This is a genomic window from Pseudomonas sp. KH_040 (assembly GCF_057839305.1).
This window is the reverse complement of sequence record NZ_CM174487.1, coordinates 4,169,958-4,190,907: the sequence shown is the minus strand read 5'-3', so window position 1 is coordinate 4,190,907 and position 20,950 is coordinate 4,169,958. Positions and strand designations below refer to the sequence as shown.

General features: G+C 60.1%; 19 protein-coding genes. 15 read left to right on the top strand and 4 right to left on the bottom strand.

Going from position 1 to position 20,950, the window contains the following annotated elements; genetic code table 11:
• The first annotated feature begins 31 nt into the window (after nt 1-31).
• The 3 genes from AC3IUF_RS18570 to AC3IUF_RS18560 are packed head-to-tail and all read left to right on the top strand — an operon-like array spanning nt 32 to nt 2,280.
• On the top strand, nt 32-1,054 hold the full coding sequence (locus AC3IUF_RS18570; RefSeq protein WP_095113645.1) for an aldo/keto reductase: 1,023 nt from the start codon (nt 32-34) through the stop codon (nt 1,052-1,054).
• Nucleotides 1,051-1,848 carry an SDR family NAD(P)-dependent oxidoreductase gene (locus tag AC3IUF_RS18565; RefSeq protein WP_007914992.1) on the top strand — a complete coding sequence of 266 codons (798 nt, stop codon included), beginning with the start codon at nt 1,051-1,053 and terminating at the stop codon, nt 1,846-1,848. The genes AC3IUF_RS18570 and AC3IUF_RS18565 overlap by 4 nt, the downstream gene beginning before the upstream one ends.
• Before the next feature lie 21 nt (nt 1,849-1,869).
• Nucleotides 1,870-2,280, top strand: a complete 411-nt coding sequence (locus AC3IUF_RS18560; RefSeq protein WP_150793666.1) for an SRPBCC family protein — start codon at nt 1,870-1,872, stop codon at nt 2,278-2,280.
• A gap of 47 nt (nt 2,281-2,327) precedes the next feature.
• Here AC3IUF_RS18560 and AC3IUF_RS18555 read toward each other — a convergent pair whose 3' ends face one another.
• Both AC3IUF_RS18555 and AC3IUF_RS18550 read right to left on the bottom strand, forming a co-directional pair.
• Nucleotides 2,328-3,722: a sensor histidine kinase gene (locus tag AC3IUF_RS18555; protein WP_007914995.1), complete on the bottom strand. Its 1,395-nt coding sequence runs from the start codon at nt 3,720-3,722 to the stop codon at nt 2,328-2,330.
• Entirely contained in the window at nt 3,700-4,383 is a 684-nt protein-coding gene (locus AC3IUF_RS18550) for a response regulator transcription factor (protein ID WP_007914996.1), read from the bottom strand. Before AC3IUF_RS18550 ends, AC3IUF_RS18555 begins: the two co-directional genes overlap by 23 nt.
• Before the next feature lie 193 nt (nt 4,384-4,576).
• On the opposite strand from AC3IUF_RS18550, the gene AC3IUF_RS18545 reads away from it, so the two are divergent.
• Together AC3IUF_RS18545 and AC3IUF_RS18540 are read left to right on the top strand one after the other, a co-directional pair.
• Nucleotides 4,577-4,885, top strand: coding sequence for a YdcA family protein (locus tag AC3IUF_RS18545; protein WP_042704902.1), 309 nt, complete (start codon nt 4,577-4,579; stop codon nt 4,883-4,885).
• 192 nt (nt 4,886-5,077) lie between these two features.
• Nucleotides 5,078-6,007 (top strand): membrane protein, encoded by a 930-nt coding sequence (locus tag AC3IUF_RS18540; protein ID WP_007914999.1) that lies wholly within the window; start codon nt 5,078-5,080, stop codon nt 6,005-6,007.
• Between the two features lie 24 nt (nt 6,008-6,031).
• On the opposite strand, the gene AC3IUF_RS18535 is transcribed toward AC3IUF_RS18540, so the two are convergent.
• Entirely contained in the window at nt 6,032-6,241 is a 210-nt protein-coding gene (locus AC3IUF_RS18535) for a hypothetical protein (protein WP_141231768.1), read from the bottom strand.
• Between AC3IUF_RS18535 and AC3IUF_RS18530 the strand changes: the two genes are divergently transcribed.
• The 4 genes from AC3IUF_RS18530 (at nt 6,234) to hcnC (ending at nt 9,988) form a co-directional block, all read left to right on the top strand.
• A complete protein-coding gene (locus AC3IUF_RS18530; RefSeq protein WP_007915001.1) occupies nt 6,234-6,773 on the top strand; it encodes a hypothetical protein in 540 nt (179 codons plus the stop codon). The genes AC3IUF_RS18535 and AC3IUF_RS18530 overlap by 8 nt on opposite strands.
• Before the next feature lie 242 nt (nt 6,774-7,015).
• Complete coding sequence (gene hcnA / locus AC3IUF_RS18525) at nt 7,016-7,330, top strand: cyanide-forming glycine dehydrogenase subunit HcnA (protein WP_042704901.1); 315 nt, start codon at nt 7,016-7,018, stop codon at nt 7,328-7,330.
• Nucleotides 7,327-8,736 (top strand): cyanide-forming glycine dehydrogenase subunit HcnB, encoded by a 1,410-nt coding sequence (gene hcnB, locus AC3IUF_RS18520; protein WP_489278930.1) that lies wholly within the window; start codon nt 7,327-7,329, stop codon nt 8,734-8,736. The genes hcnA and hcnB overlap by 4 nt, the downstream gene beginning before the upstream one ends.
• Nucleotides 8,729-9,988: a cyanide-forming glycine dehydrogenase subunit HcnC gene (gene hcnC, locus AC3IUF_RS18515; RefSeq protein WP_401043058.1), complete on the top strand. Its 1,260-nt coding sequence runs from the start codon at nt 8,729-8,731 to the stop codon at nt 9,986-9,988. Before hcnB ends, hcnC begins: the two co-directional genes overlap by 8 nt.
• A 135-nt stretch (nt 9,989-10,123) precedes the next feature.
• On the opposite strand, the gene AC3IUF_RS18510 is transcribed toward hcnC, so the two are convergent.
• Complete coding sequence (locus AC3IUF_RS18510) at nt 10,124-11,932, bottom strand: monovalent cation:proton antiporter-2 (CPA2) family protein (protein WP_316916696.1); 1,809 nt, start codon at nt 11,930-11,932, stop codon at nt 10,124-10,126.
• Between the two features lie 1,111 nt (nt 11,933-13,043).
• Between AC3IUF_RS18510 and AC3IUF_RS18505 the strand changes: the two genes are divergently transcribed.
• From AC3IUF_RS18505 to AC3IUF_RS18480, 6 genes are all read left to right on the top strand, one after another.
• A complete protein-coding gene (locus AC3IUF_RS18505) occupies nt 13,044-16,688 on the top strand; it encodes an indolepyruvate ferredoxin oxidoreductase family protein (RefSeq protein WP_489278929.1) in 3,645 nt (1,214 codons plus the stop codon).
• 63 nt (nt 16,689-16,751) lie between these two features.
• Nucleotides 16,752-17,825, top strand: coding sequence for an AfsA-related hotdog domain-containing protein (locus AC3IUF_RS18500; RefSeq protein ID WP_489278927.1), 1,074 nt, complete (start codon nt 16,752-16,754; stop codon nt 17,823-17,825).
• Complete coding sequence (locus AC3IUF_RS18495; protein WP_489278926.1) at nt 17,822-19,003, top strand: oxidoreductase; 1,182 nt, start codon at nt 17,822-17,824, stop codon at nt 19,001-19,003. The genes AC3IUF_RS18500 and AC3IUF_RS18495 overlap by 4 nt, the downstream gene beginning before the upstream one ends.
• Complete coding sequence (locus tag AC3IUF_RS18490; RefSeq protein WP_007915024.1) at nt 19,000-19,773, top strand: SDR family NAD(P)-dependent oxidoreductase; 774 nt, start codon at nt 19,000-19,002, stop codon at nt 19,771-19,773. The genes AC3IUF_RS18495 and AC3IUF_RS18490 overlap by 4 nt, the downstream gene beginning before the upstream one ends.
• On the top strand, nt 19,773-20,591 hold the full coding sequence (locus tag AC3IUF_RS18485; RefSeq protein ID WP_007950199.1) for an SDR family oxidoreductase: 819 nt from the start codon (nt 19,773-19,775) through the stop codon (nt 20,589-20,591). The genes AC3IUF_RS18490 and AC3IUF_RS18485 overlap by 1 nt, the downstream gene beginning before the upstream one ends.
• 41 nt (nt 20,592-20,632) lie before the next feature.
• On the top strand, nt 20,633-20,947 hold the full coding sequence (locus AC3IUF_RS18480; protein ID WP_007915028.1) for a hypothetical protein: 315 nt from the start codon (nt 20,633-20,635) through the stop codon (nt 20,945-20,947).
• Nucleotides 20,948-20,950 lie beyond the last annotated feature (3 nt).

Genomic DNA, 20,950 nt, shown 5'->3' with positions numbered 1-20,950 from the left:
CACAGACCCAGAACCTATTGAGGAAAAACCCATGAGCTTGAAAGACAAACTGCCCGGCCAACTGGGCTTCGGCACCGCGCCACTGGGCAACATGTTCCGCGCCATCCCCGAAGACGAAGCGCAAGCCACCGTGCATGCCGCGTGGGATGCCGGCGTGCGTTATTTCGACACCGCGCCGTTCTACGGCTCCGGTCTGTCGGAGATCCGCCTCGGCGAAGCGCTGAAGCAATACAAACGTGACGACTACGTGCTGAGCAGCAAGGTCGGTCGGGTCATCCTCGATGAAGTCGAAGACGCCGCCGCCCGCGATCTCGGCGAGAAGAGCGGGGTATTCGAACACGGTCGTCCGAACAAGATCGTCAATGACTACAGCGCCGACGCGACTATGCGTTCGATCGAAGACAGCCTCAAACGCCTGCAAACCGATCGCCTCGACATTGTCTGGGTGCACGACATCGCGCAGGACTTCTACGGTGATCAATGGCTGGAATACTTCAATCAGGCCCGCACCGGCGCGTTCAAAGTCCTTACCCGCTTGCGCGAAGAAGGCGTGATCAAAGGCTGGGGCCTGGGCGTGAACAAAGTCGAGCCGTGCGAACTGACCCTCGACCTCAGCGAAGCGCAGCCGGATGGCTTCCTGTTGGCCGGCCGCTACACGCTGCTGGATCACGAGCGCCCGTTGCAACGCTTGATGGATTCGGCGCTGGCGCAGAACGTTGAAATCGTTGTCGGTGGCCCTTACAGCTCGGGCATTCTGGCCGGTGGCTCGCACTTCGAATACCAGCAGGCCAGCCCTGAGGTCATCGCCAAGGTCGAGCAGATCAAGCGCATCGCCGCCGCTTACAACGTCGATATCAAAGCCGCTGCGCTGCAGTTTTCGCTGGCCAATCCGGCGGTCGCTGCAGTGATTCCCGGCGCTAGCAAACCCGGTCGTATCGCTGAGGATGTCGGCGCATTGTCAGCCGTTATTCCTGCCGGTTTCTGGCAGGCGATGCGCGACGCCAAACTGGTTTCCGAACGTGCACCATTGCCAATCGATGAGGTGAAAGCATGAAGATTGATCTGAGTGGAAAACTGGCCATCGTCAGCGGCAGCACCGCCGGCATTGGTCTGGGCATCAGCCAGTCGCTGGCCGAATCCGGCGCCACGGTAGTGGTGATCGGTCGCGATACCGGCAAGGTCGAGCAAGCGCTGGCGAGCATTCGCGAGAAGGTGCCGGGCGCGCAACTGCGTGGTTTGACGGCCGATCTGGGCACCGCCGAAGGCGCGCAGAAACTGTTCGCCGCCGAACCGCGTGCCGACATTCTGGTGAACAATCTCGGCATCTTCGACGCCGTGGATTTCTTCGAAGCGCCGGACAGCGAGTGGACGCGCTTCTATGAGGTCAACGTGATTTCCGGCGTGCGCCTGTCTCGGCATTACGTGCCGGCGATGGTCGAGCAGGGCTGGGGCCGGGTGATTTTCCTGTCCTCGGAATCCGGCGTCGCCACACCGGCCGACATGATCAATTACGGCGTGACCAAAAGCGCCAATCTGGCGGTGTCGCACGGTCTGGCCAAACGTCTGGCTGGCACCGGGGTGACGGTCAATGCGATCCTGCCGGGGCCGACCTTCACCGATGGCCTCGAAGACATGCTCAAGGATGCCGCTGCCGAATCCGGGCGTAACCTGCGCGATGAAGCCGACGCCTTTGTACGCAAGGCCCGCCCGACCTCGATCATCCAGCGCGTAGCGGATGTCGAAGAGGTCGCGCATCTGGTGACCTACATTGCTTCGCCGCTGTCGTCGGCCACCACTGGCGCCGCTTTGCGCGTCGATGGCGGCGTGGTCGACAGCCTGACTATCTGAATTCTGGAGAGACGTTTATTTATGCCAACAGCATCTGCAACCATCGATATTCCGGCTTCGGCCGATCAGGTCTGGCAATTGATCGGCGGCTTTAACACGCTGCCCGATTGGCTGCCCTTTATACCCAACAGTGAACTGAGCGATGGCGGCCGCGTGCGCACCTTGCAGACCGCTGACGGCGCTGTGGTGGTCGAGCGTCTGCAAGTGTTCGATAACGCGGCGAAGACTTACAGCTATTCGATTGAACAGGCACCGTTCCCGGCGACTGACTATCTGGCGACGATCAAGGTTGAAGCACAGGGGCAGGGCGCACGGGTGACGTGGTCGGGGCGTTTCAACGCCAAAGGCGTGAGCGATGAGGAGGTGGTGGCGCTGTTCAGCGGTATCTATCAGGGTGGCCTCGAGGCACTGCGAGCCAATTACCCAGCCTGAGTTGATGATCGTTCCCACGCAGAGCGTGGGAACGATCATGTCAGGGATCAGGAATTCTCGATCAGGCTCTGCCGGCAATCGAGCAGCAGTTTCGCCCCGCCCAGATCGCTGCTGCCGACTTCAAGACTGAAGCCATGCAAGCTGACAATCGCCGCCACAATCGACAGCCCCAAGCCAAAGCCACCCTGCGGTTGCCCACCCTCGGCGCGATAGAAACGCTGGAACACCGCCTCACGCTCAGCCTCGGGAATTCCCGGTCCCGAGTCATGCACTTCAATGCGCGTCTGCCCACCTGCGTTCACCCCGCGCAGCATCACCGTACCGCCCGGCGGGGTGAACTTGATCGAGTTGCTGAGCAGATTCGCCAGCGCCTCGAACAGCAACGCCCGATCGCCATTGAGCGGCGGCAACGTCTCCGGCATGTTCAGCTCGAAACGCAGCTCGCCTTCCTCAGCCAGCGGCAGATAAAACTCATGCAGTTCTTCCAGCAACTGCACCGGGTCGAGTTCGACAAAACCTGAGCGGCGCTGGCGATCTTCCAGTTCGGAAATCCGCAGCAAGCCGCGAAACCGCGCCATCAGCGTGTCGGCTTCGGCCAGCACCAGATCCAGTTGCGCTGCTTCCTGCGAGCCTTCGCCGGCCTGCTGCTGCATGCGATACAACTGCGCGCGCAGGCGCGTCAGCGGGGTGCGCAAATCATGGGCGATGTTGTCGCAGACGCCTTTGACTTCATTCATCAAACGCTCGATGCGCTCCAGCATGGCGTTGACGATGGCCGCGAGCATGTCCAGTTCATCGCGGCGATTGGACAGTGGCAGGCGATGGGTCAGGTCGCCGGCCACGATCGCCTGGGCGCTGTCCTGAATGGCTCTGATCCGCCGCAGTGGCCGACGCCGGAGCAAATGCCAACCGGCGATTCCAGGCAGAATCGTCAGCGATACGCCCCAGAACAACGCATGCAAAATGATCCGCGTGACGGCGAACAGCGAGCCGTTGTCGCGCAGCAGCACCAGCCAGCGGCCGTCGCGGGTTTGCGTGGCCACCGCGTCGCAGCTGTCATTGGGCAGGGTCGGGTCGTCGGAGTCGGCGCATTCGGCAAGCATGTGGATCTTGCCGTCCAGCGGCAGGCCTTCGGGGATCTGCTGGAGCGCACCGCCGAGGTAAACGCCGTTGGCATCGAACAGGCCATAAGCGTCGATGCCACGAATGTCGAAGGTCATGCTGGCGGCGAGGGCGTCTTCCAGCTGTTCGCCGCGAAAGTGCGAAAACAGGTGCTGGCGTTGCATCAGCGAATGCTTGGCGAGGTTGTCGAGGTAGCCGGAGACCTCGTAATACATGACCCCCATAAGGATCGCGCTCCAGGCCACGAACAGCGAACTGTACAGCGCCAGCAAGCGGCTGCTGGAGGAACGCCAGCCGTCAGACGGGTTCGGCAATGACATAACCCGAGCCCCGTACGGTGCGGATCAGCGGCACATGGCCGGCGGCGTCGATCTTCTTGCGCAGACGGCCGATGTGCACGTCGATCAGGTTGGTACCAGGGTCGAAGTGATAACCCCAGACCTCTTCGAAAATCATCATGCGCGAGAGGATCTGGCCACTGTTGCGCATGAGGAATTCGAGCAATTTGTATTCGGTCGGCAGCAGCGTCAGCACCTGTTCGGCACGTCGCGCTTCGTGGCTGATCAAGTCGAGTTCGAGGTCGGCGACCTGCAGCGTCGTGGCCTGAGTGGCGCCGCTGTTCTGCCGACGCAGCAACACTTCAACCCGCGCGGCCATTTCATCGGTGGCGAACGGTTTTGTCAGGTAGTCATCGCCGCCAGCGCGCAAGCCGCGTACGCGCTCGTCGACATCGGAGAGCGCGCTGATCATCAGAATCGGCGTGGCCACGCCCATGGTGCGCAGGGTAGTGACGATGGCCAGGCCATCGAGTTCGGGCAACATGCGGTCGAGGGTGATCAGGTCGTAGTTGCCGCTCACGGCGCGGTCGAGGCCTTCGCGGCCATTGTCGACCCAGTCGACTTCCAGCCCGTGGCTGCTCAGTTCGGCGACGATTTCCCGGGCGGTCACGGCGTCGTCTTCGATGGTCAAGATACGAGTCATAGGCAGGCCTGCTGATCGGTTCAAACGGAATGGCAGCATTTTGCCAAGAAATTCCGGCGACGCTTTAAATTAACTTTCATGTTGTAGCTGTCATTTGCGCGCTTTGGGGATTAATTTGCCGGAACGTTGATATCATCTGGCCATAATTCTCTACAGGAGTTGTCCCGTGCGTATTTCCATTCGCCGTGGCTGGATGCCAATTACCGGTCTGTTGCTGGTGCTGTTCAGCGCTTCGGCATGGGCGGCCAATACGCCGTGTTCCGGCAAAAAAGGCGGGATCGCTCGCTGCGATGGCGACCTGTTCCTGTGCAATGACGGTTCCATCAGCGGCTCGAAGAAAAGCTGCGCGGCGATGTTTGGCGAGCCCCAGCAGGCCCGTCCACAAAACCTCCTGCAAAGTGATGATGGTTGCGCCTGCGGCACGGGTTCGTTTTGTACTGGCCCACGTGGCGGGGTGTATTGCCTGACGCCTAGCGGCAACAAAAGCTACAAACGTAAATAACTGGCATTTGTGCCAATGCATAAAACCCGCTGTTATTCGGCCCTTGTTGCAATTTGCATGGTCCGAGGAAGTTCATTCTTTCTAACTGATTGAAATTAAAAGATTTATTTATTTCTCGCGACTGGCACGGTCACTGCAATTCATCTGCTGACGAGTTGTAACACCATTTTTCATGCCTGGAGCAGAACAACAATGAATAGATCCCCTGATGGGTTTTATCCCGCCGTTGAAGAGTCGAGCAGCGTTTCGGGCGTGTCCTGGGGCGCGATTTTCGCCGGTGCTGCGGCTGCCGCTGCACTGTCGATGATTTTAGTCCTGCTCGGGTTTGGTTTGGGTTTCTCTGCCGTTTCACCGTGGGCCGGAGAGGGCGTCAGCGCCAAGGGCCTGGGCATTTCGACAATCGTCTGGCTGGCGGCGACGCAAATCATCGCTTCCGGCATGGGTGGCTACATCGCCGGTCGCCTGCGGGTGAAGTGGGCGAACATGCACGGTGACGAAGTGTATTTCCGTGACACCGCGCACGGCTTCCTTGCCTGGTGTGTGGCGACGTTGGTCACCGCGGTGCTGGTGGTCGGCTCGGTCAGCAGCGTGATCAGTGGTGGTGTGCAGGCCGGTGCCAGTGTCGCTGGCGGTGCTGCCAGCGCCATGACCCAAGCGGCCGGTTCTGCGGCGGCCAACACCGACAGCAACCAGTACGGTTACTACATCGACAGCCTGTTCCGCGATGACCGTCCAGCCTCGGTCAGCGATGACGCAGCGCATGGCGCCGTGGCGCGGATCTTTGCACAAAGCCTGGCCAACGGTCAGCTGAGTGCCGAAGACCGTACCTACTTGGCGCAACTGGTCGCCCAGCGGACCAACCTGACTCAGGCCGATGCCGAGCGCCGCGTCGATGAAATCTACGCCCGCACTCAGAAAGCCCTGGCCGACGCCAAACTGAAAGCTCAACAAGCCGCCGACACCGCTGCGAAAGTCGCTGCCTGGACCTCGCTGTGGATGTTCATCTCGCTGTTGGCCGGTGCGTTCTTCGCCAGCCTCGCGGCTACTTACGGCGGTCGTCGTCGGGATGCCGTTGAGTACGTAGAAGTCGACACCTACACCACGACCACTCCAGTCCGTTAAACAAGGAGCATGACCATGCGCTCATTACTGCTGTTTTTCCTCGGCGTACCGATCCCGATCATCATCCTGATCGCCCTGTTCGTGCACTGATTGCTCCATTGAGGCCCATGCCTCGGCCGTTTCCACCTTCGGGTGGAAGCGGCTTTTTGCTTTCTGACGGGCAACAAGGGGAAAATCCGCGTCGGCAACGGGGCGGCCGTTGCGCGCACGTTTAAGGATGAATACGTTGAACAAGCAAGCAATCAAACGAAAAGTCGTCGAAATGCTCGATAGCGGGCATTCCAGGGCCGAAACCTTCAAGGCGTTTTCGGGTGGCAAGGTCAAGGATCGAGTGCTGGCGGGCTGGATCGGGGCGCATCCGGATCCCGCCCTGAGAAAACGACACGCCGTTAAAGTCAACATTCTGGTCGCACTGATGGGTATCTGGGGACTTCTCGGGGCGATAGCCGGGCTGCTTCAAATCAATGACGGTGGCATCGCTATGGCATTGACCATGGTCTTGATTATTGGCGTGATTCCGCTCTTGTTTGCGTGGGGCTTTTACAAGGGCATCGCGGTGATTTACACAATCTATGTCACCTTCACGATCAGCCAGATTCCTCGTGAATTCTACGGCTTCAGTGAAGAACCCGTGTCGACTCTGCTCGGCGTGGCGTTCATTCTGGCCATGGTGTTCTACGCCGCCTGGGTCAAATCGCTGCTGTTTCCGGACCTCGCTTTGGTCGGTACAAGGAAGATCAAAGGGCAGTACGTCTTCTCCAATTGATCGTTGGACAATCCAGCCGCTTTCACTGGCCTGGATCAATATTTCGCCGGGCGAGATCGCCTAACGTAAATGATCCAGGCCTTTGCTGAGGTATGAACTACAGTGCTTCACGCGCACCTTGTTGCGCTGACGGAGTACCCGTGTCGACGCCCCAATCACAGCAACAATAAACGCGTCGACCCGGTGTAGTGCAGCAAGGAGCTGACACCACCTCAACCGAACTTTCACGGATGAACATCGCAATGCACTGCCAAGAAAGAACTTTCGATATCCAGCCGTTGGCGCAGGCGGATATGACCGTCCACATCAACGGCCAAGCGGTCACCGCCGCCATTGGTGAAACCGTCCTCAGCGTTATCCAGTCCCTCGGCGTTCGCCAGATTGCCCGTAATGATCACGACCAGATCACCGGCGCCTACTGCGGCATGGGCGTGTGCCAGTGCTGCCTGGTGAAAATCAATGGCCGGCACAAACGCCGTGCCTGTCAGACCGTCGTGCGCGACGGCATGCAGATCGAAACCCAGGTCAACCGCATCACTGCGCAGGAGGTCGTATGAACCTGCAACCGGTAATCGTCGGCGGTGGCCCGGCGGGGATGGCAGCGGCCATCGAACTGGCGCGCCACGGTGTGCGCTGCACCTTGCTTGAAGAAGCATCGCGGCTTGGCGGCGTGGTTTATCGCGGGCCGCTGCGTGATGGCGTGCAACTGGATTATCTCGGCCCGCGTTATTCCGAAGCATTGGGCAAACTGCACGGTGATTTTCAGGAACAGGCCGGGCTGATCGACGTGCGCCTCAACCATCGCGTGGTCGGCGCCGAAGGCACCCGCGCGCTAGTGGTGCTGGATGGCGACGAGCAACTGCACGAAATCGAGTATCCACAATTGCTCCTGGCCGCCGGTTGCCACGAACGCAGCGTGCCGTTTCCCGGCTGGACCTTGCCGGGGGTGATCATGCTTGGCGGCCTGCAACTGCAAATCAAAAGCGGCGTGGTCAAGCCGCAAGGGCCGGTGATCATCGCCGGCACCGGGCCGTTGCTGCCGCTGGTGGCGACGCAGTTGCACGCTTCGGGCGTCAGCGTCGCGGGCGTGTATGAAGCCTGCGCGTTCGGCAAGATTGCCCGTGAAAGTCTGGCGCTGCTGAACAAGCCACAACTGTTCCTCGATGGCTTGAGCATGCTCGCCTACCTGAAACTGCACGGTATCCCGATGAACTACGGCTGGGGCGTGGTCGAAGCCCACGGCGAAGACGAACTGAAAAGCGTCAGCGTCGCGCCGTACTCGGCGACTTGGGAGCCGGACATGAGCCGCGTCGAGCGTTTCGAGGCCAAGACCCTCGCGGTCGGTTACGGCTTTATTCCGCGCACCCAACTGAGTCAGCAGATGGGCCTGGATCATGGCTTCAGCGACGACGGTTATCTGCGCGCCAACGCCAACGTCTGGCAGCAAAGCAACGAACCTCACGTGCATCTGGCCGGCGACATGGGCGGGATTCGCGGTGGTGAAGCGGCAATGCTCGCCGGCAAGATCGCGGCGACCTCGATTCTGCTGCAACGCGGCGTGCTTGAAGAAGAGCTGGCGCGGGTTCGTCGTGACCGTTACCTGAGCAAGCTCAAAGCCATCGTGCGTTTCCGCGCTGCCGTGGATCGCTACACCGAACGCGGCGTTGGCCAGACCGCATTGCCTGCCGCCGACACGGTGATCTGCCGTTGCGAACACGCGACCCGCGCTGACATCGACCTGGCGCTGGAGCAGGGCGTGCAAGACATCGCCAGCCTGAAAATGCGCACCCGCGTGAGCATGGGCGATTGTCAGGGACGGATGTGCGTCGGCTACTGCAGCGATCGCCTGCGTCAAGCGACCGGCCGCAAGGATGTCGGTTGGCTGCGCCCGCGTTTCCCGATCGATCCGATTCCTTTTTCCGCGTTCCAGTCTGTCGGCACGGAGGCCGCTGCCCATGAGTAAGTTCTATGACGTGATCATTGCCGGTGGCGGCGTGATCGGGGCGTCCTGCGCCTATCAACTGTCCAAGCGCAAAAACCTCAAGGTCGCACTGATCGACGCCAAGCGCCCGGGCAACGCGACCCGTGCCTCGGCCGGCGGTTTGTGGGCGATCGGTGAGTCGGTCGGCCTCGGTTGCGGGGTGATTTTCTTCCGCATGATGTCGGCCAACCGCAAACGCGAAACCCAGGGCGCGGCGGTCGCCGTGGACGCGAGCACGCCGCACATTCTGCCGGAGTCGTTTTTCGATTTTGCCTTGCAGTCCAACGCGTTGTACCCGGCGCTGCACCGTGAGCTGAAAGACAATCACGGGATGGATTTCAAGTTCGAAAAGACCGGGCTGAAATTCGTCATCTACGACGACGAAGACCGGCTCTACGCCGAGCACATCGTCGGCTGCATTCCGCACCTGGCCGACCAGGTGCGCTGGCTTGATCAGGCGGCGCTGCGCGAGGCTGAACCGAGCGTCAGCCATGAAGCACGCGGGGCACTGGAATTTCTCTGCGATCACCAGGTCAGCCCGTTCCGCCTCGCCGATGCCTACATGGAAGGCGCGCGGCAGAACGGCGTCGACATTTTCGTCAACACCAACGTCACCGGCGTGTTGCACCACGGTAGCCGCGTCACCGGTGTGCAGACGGCTGAGGAGGGCGTATTCCACTGCAAGACGCTGATCAACGCCGGCGGTGCCTGGGCGGCGGATCTGAGCGAATGGGCGACGGGGATTCGCATCCCGGTGAAACCGGTGAAAGGCCAGATTCTGCTCACCGAGCGCATGCCGAAAATCCTCAACGGCTGCCTGACCACCAGCGACTGCTACGTGGCGCAAAAGGACAACGGCGAGATCCTGATCGGCAGCACCACTGAAGACAAAGGCTTCGACGTCACCACCACCTACCCGGAAATCGCCGGGCTGGTGCAGGGCGCAGTGCGGTGTCTGCCGGAGCTGAAAGACGTCAACCTCAAGCGTACGTGGGCGGGGTTGCGCCCGGGTTCGCCGGATGAGTTGCCGATTCTCGGGCCGATGCGCGGGGTGGAGGGTTATCTGAATGCCTGCGGGCATTTCCGCACCGGGATTCTGACCTCGGCGATTACCGGCGTGCTGCTGGACAAACTGGTCAACGATGAACCGCTGCCGCTGGATATCACACCGTTTCTGGCGGATCGGTTTGAAGTCGCGCCGGTCAAACAGGAGCTGGAACTGGAACTGGTCTGACCTTGGCAAGATGATCATTCCCACGCTCCGCGTGGGAATGCCTCAAGGGACGCTCCGCGTTCCAGCTTGCGAATTGGAACGCAGAGCGTCCCGGGCTGTATTCCCACGCGGAGCGTGGGAGCAATCGGGTGTGGCTCAGGATTTGCGGGATTCTTCTTCGAGCTGGTCGGATTCAAACAACCGCGCCAGTTCCGCCCGGGCTTCCTGGGCGGTTTGCAGGACTTTGGCGGCGTCGTCGTAGATCGCGTGCTGCGCCTCCAGCACCTGTTCGTCGTGATGCTTGAAGCGCTTGATCCGCGCATCGGCCTGGGCCTGGGTCAAACCGAGTCCGACCAAGGTCCGCCGGCTCATTTCCAGACTCGAATAATAGGTCTCACGAATCGCCTCCGCGCCGACATCGACCAAACGGTGCACATGCTGACGGTTACGTGCCCGAGCGATGATCTTCATGTGCGGATACAGCTTGCGCACCACCTCGGCGGTCTTGATGTTGGTGTCCGGGTCGTCCGTGGCAATCACGAAATATTCCGCCTCGCCGACCTTGGCCGCATTGAGGATTTCCGGGCGCATCGGGTCGCCGTAGAACACCGGCACACCGCCAAAGCTGCGCGACAGTTCAATGGTTTCCACCGAGGTGTCCAGCGCGACGAACTTGATGTTCTGCGCACGCAGAATCCGCGCCACGATCTGACCCATCCGGCCCATGCCGGCGATCACTACACGCGGGGTGTCAGTGTCGATTTCACGGTATTTTTCCGGCACTTCCACCGGCTGCACTTTCGGGCTGACCAGCCGCGCGCAAATCAACAGCAACAACGGTGTTACCGCCATCGACAGGGTGATGGTCAGCACCAGCAAGTCATACAGGCGTGGTTCGAACAGACCCTGATCACGACCAATCTTGAACACCACAAAAGCGAACTCACCACCGGCTGCCAGCACGATGCCAAGGCGAATCGCACTGACCTTGTTCAAGCCACCGGCCAGGCGCCCGACGACGAACAGCAGCGGTAACTTCAAACCGATCAACAGCAGCGTCAGCCCCAACACGGTGATCGGCGCGCTGAGTAGCAAACTCAAGTTGGCGCCCATGCCGACACTGATGAAAAACAGCCCGAGCAGCAACCCTTTGAACGGCTCGATCTGCGCTTCCAGTTCATGGCGATATTCCGAATCCGCCAACAGCAAACCGGCAAGAAACGCCCCCAGCGCCATCGACACACCGACCAGATCCATCAACCACGCCGTACCGATCACCACCAGCAACGCCGTGGCCGTCGACACTTCCGGCAAACCGGTTTTCGCCACCACGCGGAACACCGGACGCAGCAGATAACGCCCACCGACCACGACCACCGCGATACCGCCGAGCACTTGCAGTGCGTGATTCAGACTCTCGGCGTTGCTGGTGTCGTGCGCACCACCGGCCAGCATCGGCACCAGCGCAATCAACGGGATCGCGGCGATGTCCTGGAACAGCAGAATCGCAAACGCCAGCCGCCCGTGGGGGCTGGTCAGTTCCTTGCGTTCGGCCAGACTTTGCAGACCGAATGCCGTGGATGAGAGCGCCAGACCGAGGCCAAGCACAATCGCACTGTTTAGCGGTTGGCCAAACACCGACAACGCCAGCACGCCGATCACCGAAGCGGTCAGCAGCACTTGCGCCAGGCCGACGCCGAACACTGATTTGCGCATCACCCACAAGCGTCGCGGCGACAGCTCAAGGCCAATGATGAACAGCAGCAACACCACACCGAGTTCGGAAATATGCGCGACGCTTTGCGGATTGCCGATCAGGCCGAGCACCGACGGGCCGATGATCACCCCGGCAAACAGATAACCGAGCACGGCACCCAATTGCAGACGTTTGGCCAAAGGCACGGTGAGCACGGCCGCGAACAGAAAGACGACGGCGGCTTGCAACAGATTGCCTTCATGGGGCATGGGGGGGTTACTCCTGACAACGGTACGGCGGGGGTGACAAGGATAAGGGCTGAGTTCCTGTCACACCACTGGCACTTTCGGGGGGGCGATTTGCGGTTAATGTCTTTTGATGGGCGCGCGAGGTCTTGCGTTGAAGAGTGTCAGGCGCCGTGGAATTGTTTTCCGGCCAAAGACGCTTCGCCAATTATCTGGTTATGAAAAGCAATACTTTGGACTTGATGTAATGCGCGTGATATTGCCGAGCCATTGCGCGATAACTCGATAATCGCTGGCGTTGGGCGAAGTTTTTAATTGGAAGATCCATTCAGTCTTGATCGGCGAGTGCGCGGGTGGTCGATAATGCGAAGCTCGCAATGCCAGTATTACGCCAAGCAGTTACGTGAACTGGATAGTTCGTAATGGTCAGTTTCTGATTAAATGTTTGTTACAGCGATTGACAAGCTGAAGGCTCCGAATCTACTATTTTTCACCCGAGATGCTGGCTGTATATAACGGCTGTAATAAAGCGACCAGGATGGTCGCGAGAAGTTTTCACAAGGAATTGAAACTTTGTATCTGGACTCCATTGGATCGGAATCTCTGCGATTTCACCTCATTCCCCATATCGGTCGCAGCGTGGCGCAAGATCATGCGTCGACTGAAATCCTGGCGTCATTATGGCGTCGCCAAATTCATGGCAGTCACTCGATGGAGCCCCGGGAAGCCGCGGGTTCAGACGAGTTCATCTTCCTGAAAAATCGAAAACCCCTTTGCGGTCTGTTGGCTTCCCAAGCCGCAGGTGACGCGTTTTTGAACGGCTCTTGACGACGACTTCAGTGCAGTCTGAAGTTGTACTCGCTATCGAGATAAATACAACTTTCAAAGTAAAGATTTCATAAGGATTTGAAGTTTTGTACTTGGATTTCGTGCCGCGTTTATAACGAAAGTACAAAAAAACTCGATCGGTTCTCTATAAATCGCGGAGCCGTGCGAGTGCGTTTTTTTGCGCGCGCTATTCAAGTGCTTATACCTCGTGAATTCGTCGAGTAGTGATCAAGTGTTTTGATGCAACCTCTGCTGTAGTGCGCAATTAAGCACATTTAATGTGAAGTTTTCATAAGGATTTGAAACTGTGTACTTGGATTCCATTGATTCAGAACGCCAACGGCTGCAACCGGACAAACTCGCGACTGATGAGACTCAGGCGCCATTGTCGCGTATCGAGCGGTATGACAGTCGCTCGATCTACTGCCGGGAACACGCACTGCCCAACGAACGGGTCTTTTTGAGTGGCCAGCAGGCGTTGGTGAGGTTGCTGCTGTCCCAGGCTGAACTGGATCGATCCAACGGCATTCGCACGGCGGGGTTCGTTAGTGGCTACCGGGGGTCACCGCTGGGTGGTGTCGACCGCGAGCTGGTCAAGGCCAAGGCTGTTCTGGAGAGTGCGAACATCCGTTTTCTGCCCGCGATCAATGAAGATCTGGCAGCCACGGCCCTGATCGGCACGCAGCGCGTCGAAACTGATCCGCAGCGTCTGTATGACGGCGTGTTCGGCATGTGGTACGGCAAGGGGCCCGGGGTCGACCGCTCCGGTGACGCGATCAAGCACGGCAGTTCCTATGGCTCGTCGCCCAACGGTGGGGTTCTGGTAGTCACTGGTGACGATCACGGTTGCGTGTCGTCATCGATGTCGCATCAATCCGACCGCACGCTGATCGCCTGGGGTTTGCCGGTGATTCATCCGGCAGGCCTTGATGATTACGAACGCTGCGGTCTGTGGGGGTGGGCGCTGTCACGCACTTCAGGATTGTGGGTGGGCTTCAAGGCCATCACCGAAACCGTCGAGGCAACTGCCTCCGTTGAATCGATCCCGCTACCCGAATTCGTCACCCCCGAGATCAATCCGGGACCAGACGGGCTGCATTGGCGCTGGCCGGACCTGCCGGGCATGCAGATCGAGCGCCGGACCGCGTTCAAGTTCGACGCCGCCCGGGCCTTTGCCTTGGCGAACCCGATCGATACCGCGGTCACCGCGCCCGCCCGGCCGACGCTGGTCATCGGTGCGGTGGGCAAGGCGTATGGCGACGTGCGCCAGGCCTTGCAGCAATGTGGTATCTCCCTTGAGCAACTGGAAAACGCCGGCGTCGCGCTGCTCAAGATCAACCTGGTCTATCCGCTGTCGCCTGTGCTGGACGCCTGGACCCGACGCGCCGGCAATGTGCTGATCATCGAAGAGAAGCAAGCGATTGTCGAAGAGCAGCTCAAACAGAAGTACTACAACGCTGCGCATGACCAGCGTGCGGTGATCATCGGCAAGACCGACGAACACGGCCAACCACTGATCTCGGATCACGAAGAGCTGCGTCCGTCGCGCATCGCCGTACTGCTCAAGCAGCGTCTGCAAAGCATGGGCATTGACCTGAGTCTCCCGGATTTCTGGTGCCTGCCCAGCGTCTCGCGAGTTGAAGAGTGGATCCGGCGCACGCCTTATCTGTGTTCCGGATGCCCGCACAACACCTCCACTCAGGTGCCCAAGGGCAGTGAAGCGCGGCTCGGCATCGGTTGCCATGCCATGGCCGCGCGCATGCCTGAACGCTCGACCACCGGCAGCGTGCAGATGGGTGGAGAAGGGGTCGACTGGCTGGGCCAGGCACCGTTCGTACAGACCCCGCACATCTTCCAGAACATCGGCGACGGGACCTTTTTTCACTCCGGATTCCTCGCGGTGCGACAGGCCATCGCGGCCGGCGCGACCATCACCTACAAGCTGCTCTACAACGACGCGGTGGCCATGACCGGCGGCCAGCCGATCGACGGCAAACTCACGGTGAAGAAAGCCGTTGAACTGCTCAAGGCCGAAGGCGCGCAGCGAATCGTGGTGGTGGCGGACGACCTGCAGCGGTACCAGGCGCATGACAGTCTGCCTCAGGGCATCGAAGTCTTTCACCGTGAAAAGCTCGAAGAAGTGCAGTTGCAACTGCGCGAGACTCGTGGCGTCAGCGTGCTGATTTTCGATCAGGTCTGCGCCGTCGAAGGTCGTCGACGCAAGAAGCAATTGCCGGCCTCGCTGGTGAAGACTGAAGTGGTCATCAACGAAGCGGTCTGTGAAGGTTGCGGCGACTGCCAGGTCAAATCCAACTGCCTGTCGGTGATCCCGGTGCAAACCTCGTTCGGTGCCAAGCGCCGCATCGATCCGCACTCGTGCAACACCGATCTGTCGTGCATCAAGGGCTTCTGCCCAAGCTTTGTGACGGTGACCGGCAAGCTGCGGCAACGACCGCGCAAACTCGCCGACAGCGCCCAGGTGCTGGCGCGGGCCGAAGCGCTGGCGCTGCCGCCAGTCGCGCGTGCGCTCGACCTGCCGTATGAAATGCTCCTGGCGGGTGTTGGCGGTACCGGTGTGGTGACCGTGGCGCGGGCGATTGCCATGGCCGCCCACCTCGACGGACGTGCGGTCAGCGTGCTCGACTTTACCGGTTTCGCGCAAAAGGGCGGCGCCGTGTTGAGCCACATACGTCTGGCTGGCGACGCCGATGCGTTGCACCAGCACCGCATCGACATCGGCGGTGCCGACCTGCTGCTCGCGGCCGATCTGGTGGTGGCCAGTGAAGACGATGCGCTGGCTACGCTGCGACCGGACAAAACCGTGGTCATCGCCAACAGTGCTCTGACCCAGACTGGCGCAATGTTGCGCAATACCGGACTGGGTATAGAAACCGACGCGATTCAAACGTTTCTGCAGCAAAAGGTTGGTGCCGAACACTTCCACAGCCTGGATGCTGGTGAGTTGGCGAACAGCCTGGTCAGCCCGATGCAAGCCAACATGCTGTTGCTCGGTTACGCGTGGCAGAAGGGCACGATACCGGTGTCGCTGCCGGCGCTGAAAAAAGCCATTGATCTGGCCGGCAGCGCCGCGACCAACCATTTGGCTTTCGCCTGGGGCCGATTGTGGGCGCAGGATTCGGCTTATGTCGCGCCTTACCTGGAGCAACCCATGGATGCCGTGTCGACGATTGCGATCCGCGACATCAGCGACATGCGCGGTCGCCACGAAAGCCTCGAACAACTGATCAACCATCACAGCGAATTCCTCACCAGCTACCAGAATGCAGCGTATGCGGCGCGTTACCGCAAGGTCATCGAGCAACTGCGAGCGCTACCGGCGGCCGGTAATGACAGCGCGCTGACCCAGGCAGTGGCACGCAACCTCTTCAAGCTGATGGCTTACAAGGACGAGTACGAGGTTGCACGGCTGCTCACCACGCGCAGTTTCACCGACTCGCTGAAGGCCCGCTTCGACGGCGGCGTTCGCTTGAAATTTCACTTTGCCTTGCCGCTGCTGCGCAAGAACCAGAAGAGCACCGGCGAGCCGAAAAAGATCGCGTTTTCCGGCTGGATCCTGCCGTTGCTGAAGGTCCTGGCCAAGGGCCGGGTGTTGCGCAACACCCGGTTCGATCCGCTGGGCTTCTCTGCCGAACGCCGCGAAGAGCGTCGCTTGCTCAATGACTACGAGCAAACCCTGCAACGCCTGTTACCGAAATTGAACTCGGAGAATCTGTCGGCGTTCGTCGCCTGGGCAAATCTGCCGGATTCGATTCGCGGCTACGGCCACGTCAAGCAGCGCTCGATTGCGGCGGCGCGACTGCGCGAGAAAGAACTCATCGAACAGATTCTGGCGGACAAGCCGGTCATTCACGGTGTCGAGTCATGGCAGCCATCCACCGTCATCGCCAGGCAACTGAGCGAAGAAGAGCGCGACGTGATGGAAGCCTCTTGACCGAAGGCTACGCCAGCCCCGCAGAACAACAAATACAACAACTACCGAGATGAGCTGATAACGATGAATAACGACAGCATTGCGCCCGACCTCCTGCACAAAGGTTCGGCTGACGACGTTTTGATTGGTGCCCCCAGAGACGCGCTGCCGCTGTATGTGAACGACACACTGGTCGAGGCCAACGGGCATAACCCGTTGGTACGCAATTACGCTGCAGGCGCCAACCTGCCACGCCGCTTCGAGATTGCGCCAGCGCTGCAGAAAAAGAACCGGATGGAAGAAGTTCGTGCCGATGATGAATGGAATCGGCTGAGGGCGCTGCCTTATCAGATCGTCGCCGCACAGCTTGAGGCAGCTGGAATCCGCAGCGACAGCCTGGAAACCAGCGTGGCCGCGCTGTGCGAATCGATCCCGGCGATTCGCCGCGCCAGTTCGTTCCGCTTCATCAATAACGCCGACAATTATTTCTTCTATCGCAAGGCGCACGAACATGTGCCGGGGACGATGTTCATCGAGGCGGCGCGGCAAGCGGTTTATCACCATCTGTATCACCACACCGATCATGCGCGCGGTGCCGTCACCGTCAGCGTCAATGAGCTGAACGCGAGTTTTTTCGCTTACGCAGATCTGATGTATCCGATCGAACTGGTGGTCGACAACATGACCCCGAGCGATGCCACGTCGCCGAAGAAAATCCATCTGCGCGTTGCGTTCTATCAACGCCAGACCCTGTTCGCTACCGTCGACACCAAAGCCACCGTGATCGACATGCCGCTGTTCGAAAAGACCCGCAATATCTTCATCTACTGCAACGACTGGTTTGCACCGCTGCAACCGTTGAAGCTGGCCTGCACGGTCAGCGACGCGCAGGGGCGCAAAGTTGAAGTGCAGCTATTGGGCCTGGGCAAGAGCGGTTGCGTGACGACAACGGCGGATATATCCGAGCCGGTCACTCTGCACATCGTCTATGAAGGCAAATTGAGTTTTACCGCCGGCATCCGCCGCGTCGGGCAGGGTGAGCATTCATCGTGGGAATTCGCCGAGGTAGATTTCAACGGCTTGCAAGTGATCAGCGACATGATCAAGCGCGGCTTTGTCCACCTCGATGAGCCGGCCCTTGCGGCCTTGCAGCAATGATCGTGGCAACCCCGACTTTCCAGGCGGCCACCCAAACGCTGCATTTCGGCACGCAGGCAGTGGCGAAGAATCGACTGTATTTTTCCTCGCTCGGCATGGATCTGTGTGACGAACACGGCTTCCCGCAACCGGCGTTTTTCTCGGTCTATCAAGCTTTGATGGACGGCGGTGCCGGTTTTGGCTTTCTCGGCAATGCCAGCGTCGACGCCGATGCACGCTACAACAGCCGTGGTCTGCGTCTGACTTCGGCGGCCCACGCGCAGGCCCTGCGGCCGCTGTTTGAAGCGGCGCGGGCGCGTGGTTTCCCGTTGGGCGTGCAACTGCAGCATTACGGGCCGCAGTCACTGCCGTCGAAGCAGGGAATCATTCTGACCCCCAGCGCCATCGCGTCGCCGAGCATCCTCAGCGCGTACCCCGAGGCACGGGCGGTGGCGATGACCGAGGCACAGATCCAGCGCTGCATCGAACAGTTCTGCGTCGCCGCCCGCTATGCGCAACAGGCCGGTGCCACGTTGATCCAGCTACAGGCATCCAACGGCTATTTGATCAGCAGTTTCCTTTCGCCAAAGACCAACCGGCGCATGGATGACTGGGGCGGCACGCCTCTCAAGCGCGCCAGGCTGTTGCTTTCGATTGTCGACGGGATCCGTCAGGCCACCGATCACAAGGTCGCGGTCACTGTGCGCCTGGGCATGGATGACGGCCTCGGTGCAGAAGGGCAGCACGCCGCGCTGTTGGGTGATGTCGTCGCCGCGCTGGAGGCCAGTGGGGTCGCAGCGATTACCTGTTCGCTGGGCATCAGCGAGACCTTCCGTTTCTTTTTCAAAAATACCGGACAGGCCTTGGCCATGTCGCGGGAAGGCTGCCGCTATCTGAAGCGTTTCGTGCGGATTCCGCTGGGCTTTACCGGTTCGGTCGCGGACGTGGCGCAAGCCGATGAAATCATCGCCAGTGGCGATGCCGATTTCGTCGGGTTCGGCCGCGCCATGCTCGCCGACAACGACTTCGTCGCCAAGCAACTGGCGGGGCGAGCCGATCAGCTCAACCGCTGCCGAGGCGATGCGTTTTGTTTCCGCGACAAAAAAGAGCCCATGGCCGAGCGCGTGTATTGCTGCGTCAATCCTGCCTACCGCCGGCCAGAACAACTCCAACAGCACTATGAGGAAAACCTGAAATGAACTTCACCGCCAAGATCGCTCTCGTTGTCGGGGGCACACGTGGGATCGGCTTTGATGTCAGCCAGAAGCTGATCGAAGCCGGCTGCATCTGTTACATCACCGGCCGCAATGAAGACGATGGCCTGACCGCGCAAAGTCGTCTCGGCGAAAACTGCACGTTCATCCGCAGCGACGTCACCGACGAAGCCTCGGTGATCGAGCTGTTCCGCCTCATCAACGACAGGCACGGTCGACTCGATCTGGCCGTCAACAATGCCGGCGTCACCTCAAAACACGCGCCGATCCGCGACATGGATTTCGCTGACTGGAAGCGCGTACTGGAAATCAATCTGCTGGGCCCGCTGCTGTTGCTCAAGCACGAAACCAACCTGATCTCGAAGCATGCGGGTGGCTCGATCGTGAACGTCTCGTCTTGCGCCGGTTTGCTGGGGGTTGCCAAACAAAGCGCCTATTCCACCAGCAAGGCTGCGCTGAACATGCTGACCCAGGTCTGCGCGATTGAATGCGCTGAAGAAGCCCTGCCTGAGCGGCATTCGATTCGCGTCAACGCCGTATGCCCCGGGCCGACATTGGGCGGCATGAACTCGGAAGAGCGCCTGAAAGCCAACCCGGAGTCCACCCGGCACAAGCTGCAAGTGACGGCGATGAAGCGCTTCGCTAACCCCGGCGAGATTTCCGCCGCAATCCTCTGGCTGCTGAGTGACGCATCGTCGTTTGTCACCGGTACGGTGATGCCGGTCGATGGCGGTTTTTCGGCCGGTAAATTCTGATGCACACCGTAACGCGTAACCCGACTGCAGAATCTCGCGAGAAGGCCAGCCAGCGGGTGTTTATCACGGGCGTGAGCAGCGGCATCGGCGAGGCGCTGGCGCTGCTTCATTTGCAAAACGGGCATACGGTTTTCGGCACTTCGCGTCGTCAGCCCTATGGCCTGATGGACTATCCGGACTTCCATTTTCGGTCGTTCGATCTGTCCCGGCCGAGCGCGATGGACGAGCTGTTCGAGGACAACTTTGCCAGCGTTCTGGAACAGGGCGTCGACAGGGTTTTCCTGAATGCCGGGGTCAGCGGCAACGTCCCCGGGCGTGGTGCGGAATTCTCGCTGGATGAGCTGCAGCATGTGCTCAACGTCAACGTGCTGGCCAATAAAGCCATGCTTGACCTCGTGCTGTCGTCTTCCCGGCGCCCGACGACATGCGTGCTGTCAGCCTCGATGGCGGGCGTGCGCTTTCGCGCGGGCACGCTGCCATACAGCCTGTCGAAAGCCGCGCTGGCGGCATTGGGCGGTGTTTACGCCGAGGAAAATCCGCAGGTCTTCTTCGCGGTGCTCGGTCTGTGCAACGTTGATACCGGTCTGTCCCGGCAGGTGAGCTTCAGCCAGCGCACCGCCGACTTCGCCGACCTCAAGTCGCTGCAGCAACGAGCCCTGGCGCCCGGTTACATGGTGTCACCTGCGCAACGCGCGAAGGACATGCTGGCGGTGATTGACGCGCCCGATGCCTATGGGATCAAGAGCGGGATATTCGTCGACATGCGCACGGCGCTGGCCGATCACCAGAAAACGCACTCGCCATTGTCTCAAGCGTAGTGAATGCAGGGACCTGCATCAGCCAATAAAGGAATGTTGGAATGTTCAATCAAGTCAAAGCGCTGACCGAGTCAGCCGTTCGGCAACAGGATCTGTTGCTGGGCACCCCGATCGATTTGTCCCGTGGCGAAGACAGTCGCCTTTACGGCGTGGACGGCAGCATCGATTCCCTGACCCTGGTCTCGATCATTGTCGATGTCGAGGAAAAACTGCGCAGCCAGCTTGGCGTTGAGGTGCGTCTGGCCGATACCACCGACCTGCCCGAAACCGCCACGCCGTTTGCCACACTGGGCACGCTGATCGCCTACATCATGGACCGGTTGTCTGCGGCGCAAGCTTCAGTTCAGGCCGTTTGATCG

Excerpts from the sequence above, each read along its gene's own strand:
- AC3IUF_RS18570 (WP_095113645.1), top strand. The coding sequence starts at position 32 with ATGAGCTTGAAAGACAAACTGCCCGGCCAACTGGGCTTCGGCACCGCG.
- AC3IUF_RS18565 (WP_007914992.1), top strand. The coding sequence starts at position 1,051 with ATGAAGATTGATCTGAGTGGAAAACTGGCCATCGTCAGCGGCAGCACC.
- AC3IUF_RS18560 (WP_150793666.1), top strand. The coding sequence starts at position 1,870 with ATGCCAACAGCATCTGCAACCATCGATATTCCGGCTTCGGCCGATCAG.
- AC3IUF_RS18555 (WP_007914995.1), bottom strand. The coding sequence starts at position 3,722 with ATGTCATTGCCGAACCCGTCTGACGGCTGGCGTTCCTCCAGCAGCCGC.
- AC3IUF_RS18550 (WP_007914996.1), bottom strand. The coding sequence starts at position 4,383 with ATGACTCGTATCTTGACCATCGAAGACGACGCCGTGACCGCCCGGGAA.
- AC3IUF_RS18545 (WP_042704902.1), top strand. The coding sequence starts at position 4,577 with ATGCCAATTACCGGTCTGTTGCTGGTGCTGTTCAGCGCTTCGGCATGG.
- AC3IUF_RS18540 (WP_007914999.1), top strand. The coding sequence starts at position 5,078 with ATGAATAGATCCCCTGATGGGTTTTATCCCGCCGTTGAAGAGTCGAGC.
- hcnA (WP_042704901.1), top strand. The coding sequence starts at position 7,016 with ATGCACTGCCAAGAAAGAACTTTCGATATCCAGCCGTTGGCGCAGGCG.
- hcnB (WP_489278930.1), top strand. The coding sequence starts at position 7,327 with ATGAACCTGCAACCGGTAATCGTCGGCGGTGGCCCGGCGGGGATGGCA.
- hcnC (WP_401043058.1), top strand. The coding sequence starts at position 8,729 with ATGAGTAAGTTCTATGACGTGATCATTGCCGGTGGCGGCGTGATCGGG.
- AC3IUF_RS18510 (WP_316916696.1), bottom strand. The coding sequence starts at position 11,932 with ATGCCCCATGAAGGCAATCTGTTGCAAGCCGCCGTCGTCTTTCTGTTC.
- AC3IUF_RS18500 (WP_489278927.1), top strand. The coding sequence starts at position 16,752 with ATGAATAACGACAGCATTGCGCCCGACCTCCTGCACAAAGGTTCGGCT.
- AC3IUF_RS18495 (WP_489278926.1), top strand. The coding sequence starts at position 17,822 with ATGATCGTGGCAACCCCGACTTTCCAGGCGGCCACCCAAACGCTGCAT.
- AC3IUF_RS18490 (WP_007915024.1), top strand. The coding sequence starts at position 19,000 with ATGAACTTCACCGCCAAGATCGCTCTCGTTGTCGGGGGCACACGTGGG.
- AC3IUF_RS18485 (WP_007950199.1), top strand. The coding sequence starts at position 19,773 with ATGCACACCGTAACGCGTAACCCGACTGCAGAATCTCGCGAGAAGGCC.
- AC3IUF_RS18480 (WP_007915028.1), top strand. The coding sequence starts at position 20,633 with ATGTTCAATCAAGTCAAAGCGCTGACCGAGTCAGCCGTTCGGCAACAG.